14 protein-coding genes and 16 tRNA genes are annotated in these 19,248 nt (G+C 43.6%); 3 read left to right on the top strand and 27 right to left on the bottom strand.

All coding sequences use genetic code 11. The features are described 5' to 3' along the window. Positions 1-2: 2 nt before the first annotated feature. Positions 3-2,000 carry a methionine--tRNA ligase gene (metG, locus tag RsY01_RS03900; protein WP_094784257.1) on the bottom strand — a complete coding sequence of 666 codons (1,998 nt, stop codon included), beginning with the start codon at positions 1,998-2,000 and terminating at the stop codon, positions 3-5. Between the two features lie 255 nt (positions 2,001-2,255). Between metG and RsY01_RS03895 the strand changes: the two genes are divergently transcribed. Further along, positions 2,256-3,083, top strand: coding sequence for an exodeoxyribonuclease III (locus RsY01_RS03895; protein ID WP_094784662.1), 828 nt, complete (start codon positions 2,256-2,258; stop codon positions 3,081-3,083). A 15-nt stretch (positions 3,084-3,098) separates the two neighbouring features. Then, complete coding sequence (locus RsY01_RS03890) at positions 3,099-3,566, top strand: NUDIX hydrolase (protein ID WP_094784256.1); 468 nt, start codon at positions 3,099-3,101, stop codon at positions 3,564-3,566. Here RsY01_RS03890 and RsY01_RS03885 read toward each other — a convergent pair. From RsY01_RS03885 to uvrB, 7 genes are all read right to left on the bottom strand, one after another. Next, a complete protein-coding gene (locus tag RsY01_RS03885) occupies positions 3,558-3,914 on the bottom strand; it encodes an arsenate reductase family protein (protein WP_094784255.1) in 357 nt (118 codons plus the stop codon). The genes RsY01_RS03890 and RsY01_RS03885 overlap by 9 nt on opposite strands. Beyond that, positions 3,911-5,092 (bottom strand): 3-phosphoglycerate dehydrogenase family protein, encoded by a 1,182-nt coding sequence (locus tag RsY01_RS03880; protein ID WP_094784254.1) that lies wholly within the window; start codon positions 5,090-5,092, stop codon positions 3,911-3,913. Before RsY01_RS03880 ends, RsY01_RS03885 begins: the two co-directional genes overlap by 4 nt. 49 nt (positions 5,093-5,141) lie before the next feature. Then, the gene (gene serC / locus RsY01_RS03875; protein ID WP_094784253.1) at positions 5,142-6,239 is read right to left on the bottom strand and encodes a 3-phosphoserine/phosphohydroxythreonine transaminase; all 1,098 of its coding nucleotides are present in this window, start codon (positions 6,237-6,239) and stop codon (positions 5,142-5,144) included. A gap of 156 nt (positions 6,240-6,395) precedes the next feature. After that, positions 6,396-7,220, bottom strand: coding sequence for a transporter substrate-binding domain-containing protein (locus RsY01_RS03870; RefSeq protein ID WP_094784252.1), 825 nt, complete (start codon positions 7,218-7,220; stop codon positions 6,396-6,398). Positions 7,221-7,348: 128 nt separating this feature from the next. Continuing rightward, entirely contained in the window at positions 7,349-8,158 is an 810-nt protein-coding gene (locus RsY01_RS03865) for a transporter substrate-binding domain-containing protein (RefSeq protein WP_094784251.1), read from the bottom strand. A gap of 186 nt (positions 8,159-8,344) precedes the next feature. Beyond that, positions 8,345-8,824, bottom strand: coding sequence for a GNAT family N-acetyltransferase (locus tag RsY01_RS03860; RefSeq protein ID WP_157905773.1), 480 nt, complete (start codon positions 8,822-8,824; stop codon positions 8,345-8,347). Between the two features lie 91 nt (positions 8,825-8,915). Then, on the bottom strand, positions 8,916-10,904 hold the full coding sequence (gene uvrB / locus RsY01_RS03855; protein WP_094784249.1) for an excinuclease ABC subunit UvrB: 1,989 nt from the start codon (positions 10,902-10,904) through the stop codon (positions 8,916-8,918). A 71-nt stretch (positions 10,905-10,975) separates the two neighbouring features. On the opposite strand from uvrB, the gene def reads away from it, so the two are divergent. Further along, positions 10,976-11,596 (top strand): peptide deformylase, encoded by a 621-nt coding sequence (gene def, locus RsY01_RS03850; RefSeq protein WP_094784248.1) that lies wholly within the window; start codon positions 10,976-10,978, stop codon positions 11,594-11,596. A gap of 86 nt (positions 11,597-11,682) precedes the next feature. Here def and RsY01_RS03845 read toward each other — a convergent pair whose 3' ends face one another. From RsY01_RS03845 to RsY01_RS03755, 19 genes are all read right to left on the bottom strand, one after another. Continuing rightward, a complete protein-coding gene (locus RsY01_RS03845; protein ID WP_094784247.1) occupies positions 11,683-13,971 on the bottom strand; it encodes an ATP-dependent Clp protease ATP-binding subunit in 2,289 nt (762 codons plus the stop codon). A 207-nt stretch (positions 13,972-14,178) separates the two neighbouring features. Continuing rightward, the gene (rpoD, locus tag RsY01_RS03840) at positions 14,179-15,279 is read right to left on the bottom strand and encodes an RNA polymerase sigma factor RpoD (RefSeq protein ID WP_432205768.1); all 1,101 of its coding nucleotides are present in this window, start codon (positions 15,277-15,279) and stop codon (positions 14,179-14,181) included. A 32-nt stretch (positions 15,280-15,311) separates the two neighbouring features. Then, complete coding sequence (gene dnaG / locus RsY01_RS03835) at positions 15,312-17,165, bottom strand: DNA primase (RefSeq protein WP_094784245.1); 1,854 nt, start codon at positions 17,163-17,165, stop codon at positions 15,312-15,314. A gap of 95 nt (positions 17,166-17,260) precedes the next feature. Continuing rightward, positions 17,261-17,348 (bottom strand) — tRNA-Ser (locus tag RsY01_RS03830). Positions 17,349-17,414: 66 nt separating this feature from the next. Continuing rightward, positions 17,415-17,488: transfer RNA gene (locus RsY01_RS03825), tRNA-Ile, on the bottom strand. A gap of 191 nt (positions 17,489-17,679) precedes the next feature. Beyond that, positions 17,680-17,750, bottom strand: a tRNA-Gly gene (locus tag RsY01_RS03820). A 25-nt stretch (positions 17,751-17,775) separates the two neighbouring features. Continuing rightward, positions 17,776-17,848: transfer RNA gene (locus RsY01_RS03815), tRNA-Phe, on the bottom strand. A gap of 23 nt (positions 17,849-17,871) precedes the next feature. Next, positions 17,872-17,961, bottom strand: a tRNA-Ser gene (locus tag RsY01_RS03810). A gap of 9 nt (positions 17,962-17,970) precedes the next feature. Then, positions 17,971-18,044 (bottom strand) — tRNA-Ile (locus tag RsY01_RS03805). 16 nt (positions 18,045-18,060) lie between these two features. Beyond that, positions 18,061-18,134 (bottom strand) — tRNA-Met (locus RsY01_RS03800). Between the two features lie 29 nt (positions 18,135-18,163). Beyond that, positions 18,164-18,237: transfer RNA gene (locus RsY01_RS03795), tRNA-Pro, on the bottom strand. A 183-nt stretch (positions 18,238-18,420) separates the two neighbouring features. Beyond that, a tRNA-Arg gene (locus tag RsY01_RS03790) sits at positions 18,421-18,494 on the bottom strand. A 34-nt stretch (positions 18,495-18,528) separates the two neighbouring features. Further along, a tRNA-Leu gene (locus RsY01_RS03785) sits at positions 18,529-18,614 on the bottom strand. A 14-nt stretch (positions 18,615-18,628) separates the two neighbouring features. After that, positions 18,629-18,700, bottom strand: a tRNA-Gly gene (locus RsY01_RS03780). 20 nt (positions 18,701-18,720) lie between these two features. Then, positions 18,721-18,793, bottom strand: a tRNA-Thr gene (locus RsY01_RS03775). A gap of 47 nt (positions 18,794-18,840) precedes the next feature. Further along, positions 18,841-18,922: transfer RNA gene (locus tag RsY01_RS03770), tRNA-Leu, on the bottom strand. Between the two features lie 4 nt (positions 18,923-18,926). Next, positions 18,927-18,999, bottom strand: a tRNA-Lys gene (locus RsY01_RS03765). Positions 19,000-19,053: 54 nt separating this feature from the next. Further along, a tRNA-Asp gene (locus RsY01_RS03760) sits at positions 19,054-19,126 on the bottom strand. A gap of 3 nt (positions 19,127-19,129) precedes the next feature. Next, positions 19,130-19,202, bottom strand: a tRNA-Val gene (locus tag RsY01_RS03755). Positions 19,203-19,248 lie beyond the last annotated feature (46 nt).

The following is a 19,248-nucleotide window of genomic DNA, read 5'->3' as shown; positions in this document are numbered from 1 at the left end:
ACTTAACCTACAATGCTACCATTAGCAACCTCTGGTGCCACTGTCAAGAGGGTCAATTTATCGTCAGATTCTGCTGACAAAATCATGCCTTGTGAGAGCAAGCCCATCATCTTACGCGGTTTCAGATTGGCGACGATTTGCAATTTTAAGCCGACCAATTCTTGCGGATTGGGATAGAATTTCGCAATACCAGACAAAATTTGACGGTGGCCTTCATCGCCTGCATCCAGTTCAAATTTCAAAAGTTTGTCTGACCCTTCGACTTTTTCAACCGCAATCACTTCTGCCACCTTGAGCTCAACTTTTTCAAAATCATCAAATTTAATGGCTTTTTTCTCAGAGACTAAAGTCGTTGCTTCTGGGTCAAATTCTGTCGTTTCAGCGACTGGCGATGTCGCTTGCATTTGCGCCTTGATATAAGCGACTTCTTCTTCCGCGTCCAAACGTGGGAAGATTGGCTCACCCTTGCTGACTACTGGTGCTATAAACTCGTGACCAAATGCCAAATCTGTTAATTTCGGCTCCGTCAAGTCAAGACCGAGTTGCGCAAAAATCGCTTGAGATGTCGCACGCATAAAGGGTTGCAACAAAACAGCAACGATGCGCAAACTTTCAGCTAAATGGTACATAACACTATTTAACTCAGCTGATTTGCTTTCATCTTTAGCTAAAATCCACGGTGTTGTTTCGTCAATATATTTGTTAGAACGTGAAATAATCGTCCAGATTTCATTGAGCACAACATTGAACTCCATCTTATCCATTGCCGCATGATAGTCCGCGATGGCTGTTTCAATGACAGCTTGCAGTGTCTTATCAAAGGCTGTCTGTGCTTGTGGCGTCTGGATGTCACCCGCTTGATACTTGTTAATCATGGCCACCGTCCGGTTAAGGAGATTTCCTAAGTCATTTGCCAAGTCATAATTGACACGGTTGACAAAATCTTCCGGTGTAAAAATGCCATCACTCCCAAATGGTACAGCACGCATGAGATAATAACGCAAAGCGTCGAGACCGTAACGTTCGGCCAACATTTCTGGGTAGACGACATTGCCCTTAGATTTAGACATTTTGCCATCTCTCATGAGCAACCAGCCGTGTCCGAAAACTTGCTTAGGCAATGGCAAACCAAGTGCCATCAGCATGATTGGCCAGTAGATGGTATGGAAACGCACGATTTCTTTACCAACCATGTGGACATTAGCAGGCCAGAATTTATCGAAATTCGTCGTATCATCACTACCATAGCCGAGCGCTGTGATATAGTTGGTCAAGGCATCAAGCCAGACATAGACGACATGTTTCGGATTTGATTTAATTGGAATGCCCCAAGTAAAGGATGTCCGCGACACTGCCAAATCTTCCAGACCCGGCTTGATGAAGTTGTTAATCATCTCATTTTTGCGAGATTCAGGCTGGATAAACTCTGGATGTTCGTTATAATAAGCGAGCAAACGCTCAGCATATTTACCCATGCGGAAGAAATAAGATTCTTCCTTGACCCACTCGACTTCGTGACCACTCGATGCTTTCCCACCTGTGACATTACCCGCCTCATCATGGAAAACCTCAGCAAGCTGCGACTCTGTGAAAAACTCTTCATCTGAAACAGAGTACCAGCCCGCATACTCCCCTAGATAGATATCATCTTGCGCCAGCAACTGCTCAAACATATCTTGAACCGCTTTTTCATGATAGTCATCCGTCGTGCGAATAAAATGGTCGTAAGAAATATCCAGCGTTGCCCACAATTTTTTAATATCAGCTGCCATGCCATCCACATATGCCTGCGGTGAAATGCCTAGCTCTTTTGCTTTTTCTTCAATTTTTTGACCATGTTCATCTATGCCAGTCAAATAAAACACATCAAAATCCATTAATCGTTTATAGCGCGCCAATACGTCACAAGCAATTGTTGTGTAGGCATTTCCGATATGGAGTTTACCAGATGGATAATAAATCGGTGTGGTGATGTAAAAAGTTTCTTTTTGGTTAGTCATTGTAGCCCTTTCAATCGTGCAAATGATGCGACGTTTTTGAAAAATTCGTCCTTATAATTATACCATATTTTTAGCGGTTAGACAGGTTGAAAATAGTTGATAAAAGATGCGCATTGAGATTATGAGTAAGCTTTCCCACTGCTCAACAACGTTTATAAAGTCTTCCTTGATCGATTCTTCTCCTCAAAAATCAACTCTAAAAAGCGACAAAACCAGTCAATCCCTTCAATTTCTGGTATAATAAAACCTATGAAAATGAAATTTATCTCATGGAATATTGATTCCCTAAATGCTGCTTTAACCAGCGATTCCCCACGCGCCCAACTCTCGCAAGCCGTCCTAACAAACCTCGCAGATTTGGAAGCTGATGTCATCGCCTTGCAAGAAACCAAACTCTCTGCCAAAGGCCCGACCAAAAAACACCTAGAGATTCTCGCCGACCGCTTCCCTAACTATGCCGTCGCTTGGCGCTCATCCGTTGAGCCAGCTCGTAAAGGCTATGCCGGGACAATGTTTCTTTACAAACAAGATTTGTCTGTTACCATTGAAACGCCAGAAATCGGTGCCCCTTCGACAATGGATAGTGAAGGTCGCATTATCACGCTTGAATTTGATCATTTCTACTTGACCCAAGTCTATACGCCCAATGCGGGTGACGGCTTGAAACGCTTGGCAGAACGCCAAATTTGGGACGAAAAATACCGCGATTATCTCCTTGAATTGGACGCAAAAAAACCTGTCATCGCGACAGGCGACTATAACGTTGCCCACTTTGAAATTGACTTGGCGCATCCTAATAATAACCGCAATTCTCCAGGCTTTACCGATGAAGAACGTCAAGGCTTCACTAACTTGCTTGCTGCAGGTTTTACCGATACCTTCCGCCATGTGCATGGGCAAGTGCCAAATGTCTATTCTTGGTGGGCGCAGCGCTCTAAAACCAGTAAAATCAATAATGCAGGTTGGCGGATTGACTACTGGCTAACGTCAGCAAGCATCGCTGACAAAGTGATCAAATCAGAAATGATTGACTCCGGTGCCAGACAAGATCACACGCCAATTTTACTTGAAATTGAGATTTAAATCTAGAGAAAAAATATGACTGTCAAATTAATCGCCCACTCACTCATCAAGAAAGATAATCAATATTTACTAATCCAAAGAACGGATATTAAAAGAGGGAAGAAAAATGTTTATCCTTCTTACTGGGACATTCCTGGTGGTAGTGTGGAGCCGGGTGAAACACCGCAACAAGGTGCGCAACGTGAGGCAATGGAAGAGGTTAATTTAACCATTGCCTTAGGCAAAATCATTCATGAGGATAGTCATTATGATGTGCCTCAAAAGACTGTTTTCACGAGATTAGTCTACGACGCAACGATAAGCGCCTGTGAGACACTTAATATCAAGCTTGATCCAGAAGAGCATCAAAACTATATTTGGCTGTCATCACTTGATGAACTTAAAAGCGAGAAGATTGTGCCTTATGTGTATGACATTCTCCCACATCAATATAAAATCGCAAGAAATCAACGTTTTCTTGCGATTTTCTATTTTTTAGTTTAACAAGCTTTCATATGGCGTCCGATAACCGATTTGTAAAATCTTACCGTTTTCATCTAGTAAGATTGGGCGTTTGATTAACATCCCATCAGAAGCTAATAAGTCTGCTGCCGCTTCAAGTGAGAGAGCTGCAATCTTATCTTTCAAGCCAAGTTCACGATAACTAATGCCAGACGTATTGAAAAATTTCTTTTTATCAAAGCCTGAATTTTCAAGCCACGATAAGATGAGTTCTGACTTTGGTGGCGCAGTTTTTAAGTCAATGTCTTCCACCGTCACACCAAGCGCGGCTAATTCCTTATGCGCTTTTTGACAAGTTGAACATTTGGGGTACCAGTAAAATGTTTTCATGATTTTTTGATGATCCTAACTTTCACGATATTGTCTGAGCTATCAAACTCAGCAGCAAGTGCTTTCACTTTCGCTTCATCTGATTCATCCAAATCAAGCAAAGTATAGGCGTGGTCGCCTTTAGAGCGATTAATGATATTTGAAATGTTGATGCCTGCTTCCGATACACGCGTCGAAATACGTGCAACGATATTCGGCACATTACTGTTAATTAAGGTAATTCGGAATGGCGATGTCAAGTCCTGCTTGACATTCGGGAAATTGACAGAATTGATGATTTCACCTGTTTTCATGAAACGACGAATCGTTTGACCTGCCATAATGGCACAGTTAAGCTCCGCCTCTTCAGTCGAGCCACCGACGTGGGGTAAGACAGTGATGTTTTCTTGATTGAGCAAGTCTTCTGTTCCGAAGTCTGTGATATAGCGCTTGACAACACCTGTCTCAATGGCATCAAACAAAGCGTCATTGTCAACCAGCTCTCCACGCGCAAAGTTGATAATCGTCACGTCTTTCCCCATAAGATCAAACGCCTCACGGTTAAATGTCGCCTTGGTTTCATCTGTCAACGGCACGTGAATCGTAATATAATCACAATTTCTGAAAATATCCTTGATGTCATTGACCCGACGGACGTGGCTTGAAATATTCCAAGCAGTTTCAATCGACACATATGGATCGTAACCGTAAACGTGCATACCTAAACGATAGGCATCATTAGCAATCCGACCACCAATCGCCCCAAGACCAATCACACCAAAGTTTTTGCCTGTGATTTCAGAGCCGGCAAATTGTTTTTTACCTGCCTCAACTTGTTTCGGCACATCATCACCAGTCAAGCCATTGACCCACTCATTAGCGGCGATATAATCACGGGCACTCATTAGCGTTGAGGCAATCACGGCCTCTTTCACGGCATTGGCATTCGCACCCGGTGTGTTAAACACGACAATTCCTTTTGCCGTCGCCTCATCAATCGGAATGTTATTGGTTCCGGCACCCGCACGAGCAATGGCTTTGAGATTTTCTGGAAAATCAGTGCCATGCAAGTTCTCAGAGCGAATGATATAGGCATCGGGATTGTCCTTATGATCGCCATCAATTTGGAAGGCATTGCCAAGCTCACGGAGCCCGATTTTATTGATATTGTTGTAAGTTTTTACTGAAAATGTTGTCATCTACTTGCTTTCTATTTTTAACTGAACTGCGCCATTAACGCAATCAAACTTAGCCTGAATTTCTAGCCTCAAATGCTTTCATAAAGGCGACCAATTCCTGCACCCCTTCAAGTGGAAAGGCATTATAAATCGACGCACGCATGCCCCCAACTGAGCGGTGACCTTTGATATTTTTGAAGTCATGTTCCAGCGCTTCTTTGTTAAACAGCTTGTCCAAGTCATCTGACGGCGTCACAAATGGAATATTACAAATGCTACGGTCAGCTTTATTGGCAACGGGATTAGAGTAAAACTCAGACTGATCGATAAAGTCATAAAGCAAGTTAGCTTTTTCGATATTTTTAGCTTGCATGGCATCAACTCCACCAAGGCTCGCCACATAGTCAAAGACAAGACGCGCCATATAGATGCCGTAAGTCGGTGGGGTGTTATAAAGCGAGCCGTTATCAGCTTGAATGCGATAGTCCAGCATGCTTGATAGCACTGGTTCATCGTTGAGCAAATCTTCGCGAACAATCACAATCGTCACACCAGCTGGCCCGATGTTTTTCTGTGCCCCAGCATAAATCAAGCCAAAGTCAGCAACGTGATAACGAACTGCCAAAATATTGGAACTCATATCCGCCACAATTGGCACACCATTCGTCTCAGGCAAGTCATAAATCGTCGTCCCCTCAATCGTATTATTAGTCGTCAAATGGACATAAGCCGCCTCTGGATCAAGCCTTGCCGCATCAAAAGTCGGAATCTGATTATAAACAGTTGCCTCTGAAGACGCAAGCAACTCAGGCTGGAAATCAATCGTCTTCGATAATTTAACAGCCTCTGTATAAGCTTTTTTGCCCCAAGAACCCGCCACAACATAATAGGCTTTTTTCTTTTTCTGTGCCAAATTCAAAGGCAACATTGAGAATTGGAGCGACGCCCCGCCCTGTAAGAAAAGGACTTTATAGTTATCTGGTATTGCCATCAAGTCACGCAAACGCAACTCAGCAGCCTTGATAATTTCATCAAACTCGGAGGAGCGATGGGACAGTTCCATCACGCTCATACCACTTTCGCGGTAGTCTAGCATTTCTTTTTGTGCCTGTTCCAGTACGGCTTTTGGCAAGACTGCAGGTCCTGCTGAAAAATTATAAACTGTCATTTGGTAAAACCTCCGATTTATTTTAGGGATGAGTTCATCATTAAACTCGCCGTAATATTTAGAATTAACTAAATATTGATACTATTATATCATATTGTGAAAATTTGTACACAAAAATCCCTTATTTCAGAGAAATTTTTAGGGATTGTTCGTGTTTTATTTGGTTGCTTTTTGAGATAATTCAAAGTTTGTTTCGACAAAAGTTTCGATTTTACCCTCAGCTTTAAGTTGCGTAATCACTTTATCGATTTCTTTTTTCAGATTGCCCGAATTTTTAGGTAAGGCAATCGCATAGCTATCTGATTTTGAGGAATCAAAGTCAATGCTTGACACAATCGTCAAATCCGGATTTGCTGCCACATAGGCTTTGGCGATTGGCTCTTCAAAAACAACGCCTGAAACCGTGCCATTTTTAAGCTCATTAATCATCTGCCCGTTCTTGGTCAAGCTGACAAGCTTGCTCCCCTTGACCTGTTCGGTCACGATATTTTCCTGAACCGTCCCTTTTTGCGCGGCAACTTTCTTGCCGTCAAATGCTTGCAGGCTTTGATAAGCGTTTGCTTGCGACTTTTGAACGATCATCACATTTTTCGCTGTATAATAGGGCGTTGAAAAGTCATAAGCTTTTTGACGTTCTGGCGTTGCTGAAATCCCTGAGATGGCAATATCTGCCTTGCCAGATTCGACTGAGGCAAGGACATTGTTAAAGTCCATGGCTTGAAATTTGACTGTTACCCCCAAAACCTTACCGATTTCATTTGCCAAATCAATATCTGATCCAACAATCGTATTTTTACCGTCTTTAATCACTTGAAACTCAAAAGGTGCAAACTCAGGATTTAAAGCGACCGTCAATGTCCCTTTATCCTTAATTTGATCAACATAGTGATTGGATTCAGCTTTTTTACTTGACCCACAGGCTGCTAAAGTCAACATAGCAGTCGCAACAATAAATCCTAACATAACTTTTTTCATCTTCATCTCTCGTCTCTTTTCTGTATATTTATCAGTTTATAGTATAATTATACATTTTATTACCTATATGTCAAGCGTTCTGGTATAAATATTTAAAATAAAAAACATCTACTCAAAAATAGATGTCCATTCAATTATTTAGCTTCTTGTGCCAGTTTAAAATTTTTGGCAACCGATTTGTTAATCGCATCTGTTGCTTTTAATTTTTGGATCACGGCATCAATTTCTTTTTTCAGTTTATCAGATTTCTTCGGCATTGCCACACAGTAGCTATCCGTAGCTGATGAATCGAGTATTACACCAGATAAAGCAAGGTCAGAATTCGCTTCAACATAAGACTTCGCAATCGGTTCTTCTAAAACAACCCCTTCAACAGTCCCATTTTTCAACTCATTAATGGCTTGACCCGTTTTGATTAAAGAAACAAGTGACGCATCTTTGATTTGCTCAGTTGCCACTTTTTCTTGGACTGACCCTTTTTGGGCTGCGACTTTTTTACCTTTAAAATCAGCAATCGTCGCGAATTTGTCATGATGTTCTTTCTTCACAACGATAACATTATTCGCCTTGTAATAACTTTCTGAAAAGTCATAAGCTTGAGCCCGATCAGGATCAGCAGAAATGCCTGAAATTGCAATGTCTGCTTTACCACTCGTCACACTAGCCAAGACATTATTGAAGTCCATGGCTTGAATATTCACTTTCACGCCTAAGGCCTTGCCAATTTCATTTGCCAAATCAACGTCTGACCCGACGATTTCATTTTTACCGTCTTTTATCATCTGAAACTCAAACGGCGCATAGTCAGGGCTCAAAGCCACAGTCAAAGTCCCTTTATCCTTGATTTGCGTCAAAGTATCTTTTGATGATGATGCACCACAAGCCACCAAAGTCACGATAGAAGTCAACGCTACAAGTCCCAAAGCTATTTTTTTCAAGTTCATGTGTTCTCTTTTCTGCATATATATTATTTATCAGTATAATTATACATTATTATAAATAAATGTCAAGAATTACGTTCAATAGGATTGATTTAGCACATCAAATTTTCAGTTATTTAAGCACAAGATTATTCCTACCAATGCAACCACACCAGCTTGTATTCGCTGAGCAAGATAGTCTTACCGTTTTTAGATGCTCAAACTCTTTTTCATAAACACTAGCGCCATCAGTTCGCTAAAAATTTTCGGTTCACCCTCTCGACAGTAGCCCAGCTTCTCATATAGGTGCAAAAGGCGAGGTTCTTGCAGGATAGTGTCAAGTTCCCATGTTTCGGCTTGAGGATAGAGAGATTCCGCTAAACGAATCGCCTGTTGCCCGATGCCTTTGCCCTGATATTCAGGCAAAATCGAAATCCCGCCCAGACGATATTCCCCCGTTCCCGTCTGCCATACGATACGAATTGTACCGACAATCGTATCATCATCTGCCACAATCAAAAAATGGTCACAAAAGTCTGTAAATCGACTTCGTATCTTCTCAACCGTTTCACAGGCGGGGTTGATATCAAAGTCTTGGTATTTATCAAGATAGACTTGATTCGCCGCTTGTTGCAGCTTTTGTATTAACTCAGCATTATTTGGCGTCGCCTTGCGTAAGGCTATGGTCATAAAATTGGCCTCCTGTTTATCAAATCTTTTACTTATACTTATTTTAGGTAACATTTACAAGCTATAATAACTATAGAGACAGGCTATCCTACTAATCCATCGCCTTAATCTCCAAAATCGTATCCCGAATTTGCGCCGCAAGCTCATAATCTAAGTTACCCGCTGCTTCATTCATCTGCTCAGTCAGTGTTTTAACTGCTGCCTTGCGTTCTTTGCGATTCATGGTGTCATAATCCACTTCAACCACTTGCCCATCATCCGCAACCTTGGTCAAACCAATCTTATCACGAATTTCCTTGATAATCGTCGTGGGTGTGATACCATGTTCAAGATTATAAGTCATCTGCGTTTCACGACGACGAGCGGTCTCATCAATCGCCTTGCGCATGGACTCCGTCATCTTGTCGGCATACATAATCACGCGCCCTTCCGAGTTCCGTGCCGCACGCCCAATCGTCTGAATTAAGCCACGCTCATTGCGCAGAAAACCTTCCTTATCAGCATCTAGAATTGCCACCAAGGATACCTCCGGCACATCAATCCCCTCACGTAGCAGATTAATCCCGACTAGCACATCAAACACGCCTAGCCGCAAATCACGCAGAATCTCCGTCCGCTCCAGCGTCTTAATGTCCGAGTGCATATATTTGACCTTGACGCCCATTTCCTTGAGGTAATCACTCAAATCTTCCGCCATTTTCTTGGTCATGGTTGTGACAAATGTCCGTTCGTTGCGCTCAGCGCGCAAATTAATCTCGCCTAGGAGATCATCAATCTGACCCATGATTGGGCGAACCTCTACGATTGGGTCGAGTAGACCCGTGGGTCGAATGATCTGCTCGACAATCGTATCCGTCTGTTCCAACTCATAATCACCCGGCGTCGCCGAAACGTAGACAATCTGATGGACATGGCTTTCAAATTCTTCTCGTCTGAGCGGTCGGTTATCCAAGGCACTCGGCAAACGAAAACCATAATTAACCAGCATCTCTTTACGTGACCGGTCACCATTATACATGCCTTTGATTTGCCCCATGGTCATGTGACTTTCATCAATCATGATCAAAAAATCATCTGGGAAAAAGTCCAGCAAGGTATAAGGTGGCTCACCCTCACTCCGACCGTCCATGTGCCGTGAATAATTTTCGACCCCGTTGGTATAGCCCATCTCACGCAACATTTCGATGTCATAGTTGGTCCGTTGCTCCAAACGCTGGGCTTCTAACAGTTTACCTTCTTCGTTAAAGTGTTTGAGTTGACCTGCCAGTTCCGTTTCGATTTTAGCAATCGATTCTTCCATATGATTGTCATTGGTCACGAAGTGAGTCGCGGGGAAAATCGCCAAATGCGCCACTTCGCCCAAGACATGACCGGTCAAAGCCTCAATCTCACGAATCCGCTCGATTTCATCGCCGAAAAATTCCACACGAAAGGCATTCTCATCACGAGAGGCAGGGAAAATTTCGACGACATCGCCACGCACTCGGAATTTACCACGCTGGAAGTCAATGTCATTGCGCTCAAACTGGATATCTACCAAGCTATTGAGCAAATGATCTCGTGAAATTTCAAGCCCCGGTCGCAAGCTGACGACATTATCAGCATATTCCTTGGGATTCCCCAAACCGTAAATACAGCTGACCGATGCGACGACGATGACATCATTGCGCTCTAAAAGCGAGCTCGTCGCACTGTGGCGGAGCTTGTCGATTTCGTCATTGACCGAGCTGTCTTTTTCGATATAGGTATCAGAACTGGGCACATAAGCCTCTGGCTGATAATAATCGTAGTAAGATACGAAATACTCGACCGCATTGTTCGGAAAAAACTCCTTGAACTCGCCGTAGAGCTGACCGGCAAGCGTTTTGTTGTGGGCGATGACCAGCGTCGGCTTATTCTCACGCGCAATGACCTGACTCATGGTATAAGTCTTACCTGTCCCTGTCGCTCCCAGCAAGATTTGCGCCTTCTCACCATTTTCGATGCCCTCGCACAGCGCCTCAATCGCTGTCGGTTGATCTCCAGACGGCTCATACTTTGAAATTAACTCAAATTGTCTTGACGTATCTTTTTCTATCATAGCTCAATTTTACCATTTTTGACCCCTATTTTGTGGTATAATGAATGTGAATTCATTAAAAAGAGGTTATCATGTCAATACAAGAAAATTTAATCAAAGCTAGTCATTTAATCGACATGGACGATATCATTCGTGAGGGAAATCCGACGCTCCGCGCGGTAGGTGCCGACGTTGCCCTACCACTCTCTGACGAAGATATTATCCTAGGCGAAAAGATGTTGGAGTTCTTACGAAACTCTCAAGACCCCGTCATGTCTGAAAAAATGGGGCTACGTGGTGGTGTCGGTCTCGCTGCCCCACAACTCGATGTCTCTAAAAAAATCATCGCTTGCCTCGTGCCGAAAGAATTTGAAAGCGAAGAGGCGGCTGAAAAAGCCAACGAAGCGTATAGCTTAGCTACAATCATGTATAACGCTAAAATCGTCGCCCATTCCGTCCAAGATGCCGCACTTGCGGATGGCGAAGGCTGTCTCTCTGTTGACCGCGATGTCCCCGGCTACGTCGTCCGTCACGCGCGTGTCACCATCGACTACTTCGACAGAAACGGCGACAAACAACGCCTCAAACTCAAAGGCTATGATGCCATGGTCGTCCAACACGAAATCGACCATACCAACGGCATCATGTTCTACGATCGTATCGACGAAGCTAATCCTTTCGCGATTAAAGATGGGATGTTGATTATTGAATAAAGATAAAACCGTTCTGACAGATTTTGACTGTTAGAACGGTTTTTTAAACACCAAAAAAGAGCTCATCCAGCTCTTTTTTCATCTATTTAAGCATCAACATCGCCTGCATCTGCTGCTGTTTCTGCAATTGCTTCATCTGTTGCGACATCATCAGACTGATTGACAATGACGATTTGATCATCAATGACATCTGCTGCGAGCATTTTATGTTCGGGATGTTCGATATAGAAATCAGCGATGGCATCTTCGATATGATCTTGAATCGTCCGACGCAGTGGCCGCGCACCCATTTTCGGATCATAGCCGATGTCGACTAATTTTTCTTTGACCGCTTGGGTCACGTCCAAATGAATCTCATTTCGCGCAATCTGAGCATTCACATCCGCCAACATCAAATCAACGATTTTCAGGAGATTGTCTTTGCTCAGCGCTTTGAACTCAATGATACCGTCGAAACGGTTCATAAACTCAGGGCTGAAGAAATCACCGAGCTGACCCAAAACAGAGTTTGTCGTCCCTTCACGTGCTGCGCCAAAACCGACATTGGCCTCGGCTTTGCCCGTACCAGCATTTGAGGTCATGATAATAATCGTGTCCTTAAAGCTAATCGTGCGACCTTGTGCATCTGTCAGACGACCGTCGTCCAAGATTTGCAAGAACATGTGCATGACATCTGGATGGGCTTTTTCGATTTCGTCCAGCAAAATCAGTGAGTAAGGATTGCGACGCACTTTTTCAGTCAATTGACCCGCTTCTTCATAACCCACATAGCCAGGAGGCGCACCAATCAATTTAGCTACGCTGTGTTTTTCCATGTATTCACTCATGTCAAAACGAATCATACTGTCTTCACTGCCAAAAAGTTCCAGCGCGAGTTGCTTAGCGAGTTCCGTTTTACCGACACCAGTTGGGCCGACAAACATAAAGCTACCGATTGGGCGATTAGCTTTACCAAGTCCCACACGATTCCGACGCACCGCTTTAGAAATCTTGTCAATGGCATCATCTTGACCGATAACGTGTGCTTTCAGGTCATCTGCCAGATTGATTAGCTGTGTTTGTTCTTTTTCTTTCAAATCACCGACAGGAATGTGCGTTTTCTCTTCGATAATCGCTTCAATATCTTTTTCAGTAATCACTGGCGTTTCTTCATCAGTTAATTCTTGCTTAGATAATTCGCGCAATTTGGCGATTTGATCACGAAAATGGGCAGCTTTTTCGAAATCTTCCGACCGCAAAGCGTCATTTTTAGCGTCTTCAGCAGATTGAATCCGTTTGGCAATTTCCTGAGGATCAACAAATTTCAAGGTCAGATTTTTCTTAGACCCAGACTCATCTAAGAGGTCAATGGCTTTGTCAGGCAAGAAACGATCTTGAATGTAACGATTAGACAAAATCGCTGCCTGCTCAATCGCCTCATCCGTATAGGTCACATGATGATAGTCTTCATAGCGTTTTTGAATGCCACGTAAAATGGTAATCGTTTCATCGACAGACGGTTCTTCGACTTTAACAGGTTGCATCCGACGTTCGAGCGCCGCATCTTTTTCAATAATCCGATATTCATTCAGCGTTGTTGCACCGACTAGTTGTAAGTCCCCACGTGCCAATGCGGGTTTTAAAATATTACCTGCATCCATATTGCCATCGCCAGCAGAACCAGCACCCACAATTTCATGGATTTCATCGATGAAAAGAATCACATCATTGCGATCAGAGATTTCTTTCATCAGTTTTTGCATCCGTTCTTCAAATTGACCACGAATACCAGTGCCTTGAACCAGGCTCACCACATCCAATCGAATCACTTCTTTATTTTGCAATTTTTGTGGGACATCGCCATCGACGATTTTTTGGGCTAAGCCTTCGACAACAGCGGTTTTACCAACACCGGGTTCGCCGATTAAGACAGGATTGTTTTTAGTCCGGCGATTGAGGATTTCAATCACACGGGTAATTTCTTGATCTCGTCCAATAACTGGGTCAATCTCGCCTTTACGCGCGCTTTCAGTCACGTTAAAACCGAAGTCTTCCAGCATGCCTTTAGCTTGAGCATTGCCTGCACGACCACGAGGCGGTTGTCCGCCATTGCCACCACGACCAGACTGTGTTGGCGGTGTGGCGTTATCTGGGCGACCATTAGGACGATTCAGGCTATCGCCTAACGTCCCAAAAAGATCATCGAACGGATTGTAGTTGGCATCTGATTGGTTGGTTGCGCCTCGGCTAACTTCACCACCGAAAAGATTGGTCGGCCCACCAGCTTTCATGATTTGGTAACAATTTTGGCAGAGATCATTTTGTTTTTTGACACCATTTACATTGGTGTAGAGGTGAATCGTTGCTTCATTTAATTGACAATTTTGACAGAGCATAGATAGTAACTCCTTTACAATTTGCAAGACTTTCTTAAAAGTTAAAGTCCTGATTATTTTGGATTCATATAAAGGAAAAATAGTGTTTGACCATTTTTGACCTTTAATCTTATTATATGCTTATTGTAATCTATTTTCAAGAAAAATGCTCATTTTAAATCATATTTCGATGCAAAAAAAGAACGCCGTTTGACGTCCTTTATCATGTTACATAAAATCGCGTAATTGTTTACTCCGTCTTGGGTGACGTAGTTTTTTCAAAGCCTTGGCTTCAATCTGACGAATCCGTTCGCGTGTGACTTTGAACTGTTTGCCAACATCTTCAAGGGTGTGCATCCGACCGTCGTCTAGGCCAAAACGCATCCGAAGGACATTTTCTTCACGGTCAGTCAGGGTATCCATGACTTCGTCAAGCTGCTCACGCAACATGACACGGTTGGTGTAATCAACTGGACTTTCAATCGCATCATCCTCGATGAAGTCGCCCAGATGCGAATCGTCTTCTTCACCGATTGGTGTTTCAAGCGATACAGGTTCCTGAGCAATCTTCAATATTTCTCGCACGCGTTCCGGCTTGATATCCATTTCAGCACCGATTTCCTCAGGAGAGGGGTCGCGACCCAAATCTTGCAAGAGTTGGCGTTGAATCCGGATTAATTTATTAATCGTTTCGACCATGTGGACTGGAATCCGAATCGTCCGTGCCTGATCGGCAATGGCACGTGTGATAGCTTGACGAATCCACCATGTGGCGTAAGTCGAGAATTTGAAGCCTTTGGTGTGGTCAAACTTATCAACGGCTTTCATCAAGCCCATATTGCCTTCTTGAATTAAATCAAGAAATTGCATGCCGCGACCAGAGTAGCGTTTGGCAATAGAGACCACGAGACGAAGATTGGCCTCAGCAAGCATTTGCTTCGCCATCTCACCCTCTTCACCTCCAGCTACAATCGCCTCAGCCAAACGTGTTTCTTCATCAAAAGTCAACAGTGGGAAACGACCGATTTCTTTTAAGTACATCCGAACCGGATCATCGATACGGACATTGGTCACGATTTCTTCGACTTCTTCTTCCGCTTCTTTTTCATCGATTTTAGTCGATTCAAGTGCCATCACAGATGGTTCACCTTTTTTGTCAACGATTGAGATACCCGCATCCTGAATTTTTGTCAGTAAGGCTTCAATTCCTTCAGCATCCAACTCAAATTCTGTGATGAGTTCAACTGTAATATCATCATCGACAGCTTGACCTAATTTCTTGTGATCGCGAACAAATTCCGCAACTGCGACATCAAATGCTGAACCGATTTTTTTATTATCTTTTTTTGTTTCTACCAATTTTATACCCCATCTTGTTGTTTCTGAGCAATGATTTGCAAGGTTAATTGTAATTCTAAGGCTTGATTGCCCGTTTGCTTGGCTTGTTCAAGTTGTTCTTGTAGCGTCTGCAAATGCGTTCCCTTAGCTGCCTTGACGAAATTTTTTAATAAATCGTCAATTTCTTGGTCCGATACCTCATCTGGCACATTGACGGTCGATAAAACCTCATAAAATGTTTCTGAGTCTTCTCCCGTCAGCTGTGTCATCAAACTCGTTTCATCTACCTCTCCCAAACGTGCCATCATTTCAAACAGCTGCTGATACCGCCGATGCACAAATTGAAAATTAGGCGCTGCCACCACACGTGTCAAAACACTGGGATGATAAATCATCCGATGTAGCAACTGCAACTCTGACAACTCAATCTGAGACAGTTTCTTAGCTCCCATGACCGGAACAGGTGCCACGGGTGGCAAGACTGCTTGCTCAGCAAAGGAATAGCCATCGTCCTCAGGTGGCGGAGGCGCCATGCCATCATCAAACATAAAGGAATCGTCATAAGTTGGCTGTGAGGCCACCACATTTTCCCGTCTTTGATTAACGGCAGACTCTACTTGATTATACTCGAAATCCGGCAAAATCTCAACTAATCGCTTGATATACGCATCTTGCGCCGTCAAAGAATCAATCGCTGCAATTTTAGGCGCAATTAGCGCAATAAAATCTAATTGGGCTTGCAAATTGCTTAAATTCGCTGGCCGTAAATGATCCATCAAAAACTCAACAGGCGCCATCCGACCAGTCGTCATCAAGGTCCCAAGCGCACCTGGATAAGCTTTATTGTACTCATCTGGATCTAGACCATCTGGTATCCGAACGACTTCAACATCATCCGAAGGCAACAAATTCAAAGCCTTGAAAATCGCATTTTGTCCAGCCTTATCCCCGTCATAAACGAGAATAAATTTCTTAGCAATCGCTCGAAGTTTACGAACATGTCCCTCCGTCAACGCCGTTCCCATACTCGCCACAGCGTTGCTGATGCCATTTTCATAAGCCGCGATGACATCCATGAAGCCTTCCATCAAATAAACTTCATGCGTTTTTTTGATGCTTTGGCTCGCCCGGTCAAGGTTGTACAGCGCCTCAGATTTGTTAAAAATTGGTGTGGTCGTAGAGTTTTTATACTTCGCTAATGTTTTGTTGGCAAGGTCTTCTGAGCGCCAGATTCGCCCAGAGAAAGCGATGACCTGACCATGCGCATTATTAAGCGGAAACATAATCCGTCCGCGGAAACTGTCAAAAATGTGATTTTCAGCAAAGGTAATCAAACCAGAATTTATTAAAACAGATTCTTCAAATTTTTGTTTGACACTTTGATATAGAAAATCATTGTCAGATAAGCTTAAGCCGATATTGAATTTCTCGATTATTTCATCAGAAATGCCACGATTTTGAAGATATTCTCGAGCCTTAGCCCCCTCTTCGGTCGCGGTTAGGACGGTGTGATAAATCCGAGCCGCTTGATTGTGTAAATCATAAATCGCTTGATTTGGCTTATCTTGCACAGATCGCGTGTCAATTTCAAGCGGAATGCCTGCTATATCAGCAACTTCCTTGACCGCATCACGAAATGGAATTTGCTTGTAATCTTCTAGAAATTTAAAGACATCACCAGATTTACCACAGCCAAAACAATGATAAAACTGCTTTTGCGCATTAACATTAAAACTAGGCGTCTTTTCCCCATGAAATGGGCAAAGACCGAGGTAGTTCGTACCCGCTTTAGACAAGTGCACATGCTGTGAAATCACGTCCACAATATTGACACTGGATCTGATTTCTTCTATCTTAAGTTTATCAAGAAGTGCCATGCTACCTCCAATCTCATCCTTACCAGACGTCATTAATATTGGCTATCGCCATCACATAGTCAAAAAAACGTCTATTCAACAATAGACGTATGTAACGGAGAAGACAGGATTCGAACCTGCGCACCGGTTTCCCAGTCTAACGATTTAGCAAACCGTCCTCTTGAGCCTCTTGAGTACTTCCCCAACTTCTTTATTATATCATTTTTCGAATCATTTTGAAAGATTTATCACTTGATTAGCTTTCAAAAATGGGCACAAGTGGACTCGAACCACCGACCTCACGCTTATCAGGCGTGCGCTCTAACCAGCTGAGCTATGCGCCCTAAGTTTACACAAAACATAAAAATGATTCATATACTCAGGTTGCTAGAGGTTTGATACTGCTGCCAAGAGGCACCCTCAGCAAAATCATCTACTAGATAATTTTGCTTCGATTTCGCAAGCTCAACACTCTAACCAGCTGAGCTATGGGCCCTAATTTTAAATTAGGAACCATTTTCAATAAAAAATGGTAAGCGGGTGACGAGAATCGAACTCGCGTAGTTAGCTTGGAAGGCTAAGGTTCTACCATTAAACTACACCCGCAAAGTCTTATAGTTAAGACATATTATGGCGCGAGACGGAATCGAACCGCCGACACATGGAGCTTCAATCCATTGCTCTACCAACTGAGCTACCGAGCCAAGTGTTTAGATAAACTAAACAAAGGAGGATGTGGGATTCGAACCCACGCACGCTTTTACACGCCTGACGGTTTTCAAGACCGTTCCCTTCAGCCGGACTTGGGTAATCCTCCATAAAAAAGTGGACCTTGTTGGGCTCGAACCAACGACCGCTCGGTTATGAGCCGAGAGCTCTAACCAGCTGAGCTAAAGGTCCAACTGAAAAAATAAAATAGCGGCGAAGGGGATCGAACCCCCGACCTCCCGGGTATGAACCGGACGCTCTAGCCAGCTGAGCTACACCGCCTAAGTGTAAGTATGATGGTTGACCATCAATCGGGAAGACAGGATTCGAACCTGCGACACCTTGGTCCCAAACCAAGTACTCTACCAAGCTGAGCTACTTCCCGAACTTCTGATGTATTGAGAACTTGCCTCCCAATATATCTTTTCACCTATCCTGTGATATGTTCAATAGTTTGTCTTATCACTGTTAAGCTCACTATGTTCGGATTGCTGACGCAATCACAAACTATTTCACATCAAAATTTCTTCGCTTACAAAAGCAAGCTTTTGACACTTCGAAACTTTGATGCACCCTGCAGGATTCGAACCTGCAACCGCCTGATTCGTAGTCAGGTACTCTATCCAGTTGAGCCAAGGGTGCTCTTTAAAATAAAATCCACCGCTATCTCTAGCGATGCCGAGGACCGGAATCGAACCGGTACGAAGGTCACCCTTCGCAGGATTTTAAGTCCTGTGCGTCTGCCAGTTCCGCCACCCCGGCTTACCTCTAGCATAAGCGAAAGACGGGGTTCGAACCCGCGACCCCCACCTTGGCAAGGTGATGTTCTACCACTGAACTACTTTCGCATATCTATATATTCTATTAATGCCGGCTACATGATTTGAACACGCGACCCTCTGATTACAAATCAGATGCTCTACCAACTGAGCTAAGCCGGCTAGGCTATTTAACCTAAGTCAAACTTGTGTCCAACCTAGTTAAACAATGCGGATGAAGGGACTTGAACCCCCACGCCGTTAAGCGCTAGATCCTAAATCTAGTGCGTCTGCCAATTCCGCCACATCCGCTTGATGACCCGTGCTGGGCTCGAACCAGCGACCCATTGATTAAAAGTCAATTGCTCTACCAACTGAGCTAACGAGTCAATTACTTGGTACCCACATGTTCATGTGGGGTTTAAAGCACTTTCATGCTTTAACGGTCTCGACGGGACTTGAACCCGCGATCTTCGCCGTGACAGGGCGACGTGATAACCACTACACTACGAGACCTAATGGGAGTTGAGGGGTTCGAACCCCCGACCCTCTGCTTGTAAGGCAGATGCTCTCCCAGCTGAGCTAAACTCCCAAGGGATAGGAGTTCAGCCCAACTGCCCTGTTTCTACGGTTGCGAT

The sequence above is a fragment of the Pseudolactococcus reticulitermitis genome (genome assembly GCF_002260845.1).
Classification (GTDB): domain Bacteria; phylum Bacillota; class Bacilli; order Lactobacillales; family Streptococcaceae; genus Pseudolactococcus; species Pseudolactococcus reticulitermitis.
This window is presented reverse-complemented; position numbering and strand designations above follow the sequence as displayed.

Bases quoted from the DNA above. Each gene is read 5' to 3' on its own strand.
- RsY01_RS03870 (WP_094784252.1), bottom strand. From the start codon at position 7,220: ATGAAGATGAAAAAAGTTATGTTAGGATTTATTGTTGCGACTGCTATG.
- RsY01_RS03890 (WP_094784256.1), top strand. From the start codon at position 3,099: ATGACTGTCAAATTAATCGCCCACTCACTCATCAAGAAAGATAATCAA.
- RsY01_RS03895 (WP_094784662.1), top strand. From the start codon at position 2,256: ATGAAATTTATCTCATGGAATATTGATTCCCTAAATGCTGCTTTAACC.
- serC (WP_094784253.1), bottom strand. From the start codon at position 6,239: ATGACAGTTTATAATTTTTCAGCAGGACCTGCAGTCTTGCCAAAAGCC.
- RsY01_RS03860 (WP_157905773.1), bottom strand. From the start codon at position 8,824: ATGACCATAGCCTTACGCAAGGCGACGCCAAATAATGCTGAGTTAATA.
- metG (WP_094784257.1), bottom strand. From the start codon at position 2,000: ATGACTAACCAAAAAGAAACTTTTTACATCACCACACCGATTTATTAT.
- def (WP_094784248.1), top strand. From the start codon at position 10,976: ATGTCAATACAAGAAAATTTAATCAAAGCTAGTCATTTAATCGACATG.
- dnaG (WP_094784245.1), bottom strand. From the start codon at position 17,165: ATGGCACTTCTTGATAAACTTAAGATAGAAGAAATCAGATCCAGTGTC.
- RsY01_RS03845 (WP_094784247.1), bottom strand. From the start codon at position 13,971: ATGCTCTGTCAAAATTGTCAATTAAATGAAGCAACGATTCACCTCTAC.
- uvrB (WP_094784249.1), bottom strand. From the start codon at position 10,904: ATGATAGAAAAAGATACGTCAAGACAATTTGAGTTAATTTCAAAGTAT.
- RsY01_RS03885 (WP_094784255.1), bottom strand. From the start codon at position 3,914: ATGAAAACATTTTACTGGTACCCCAAATGTTCAACTTGTCAAAAAGCG.
- RsY01_RS03880 (WP_094784254.1), bottom strand. From the start codon at position 5,092: ATGACAACATTTTCAGTAAAAACTTACAACAATATCAATAAAATCGGG.
- RsY01_RS03865 (WP_094784251.1), bottom strand. From the start codon at position 8,158: ATGAACTTGAAAAAAATAGCTTTGGGACTTGTAGCGTTGACTTCTATC.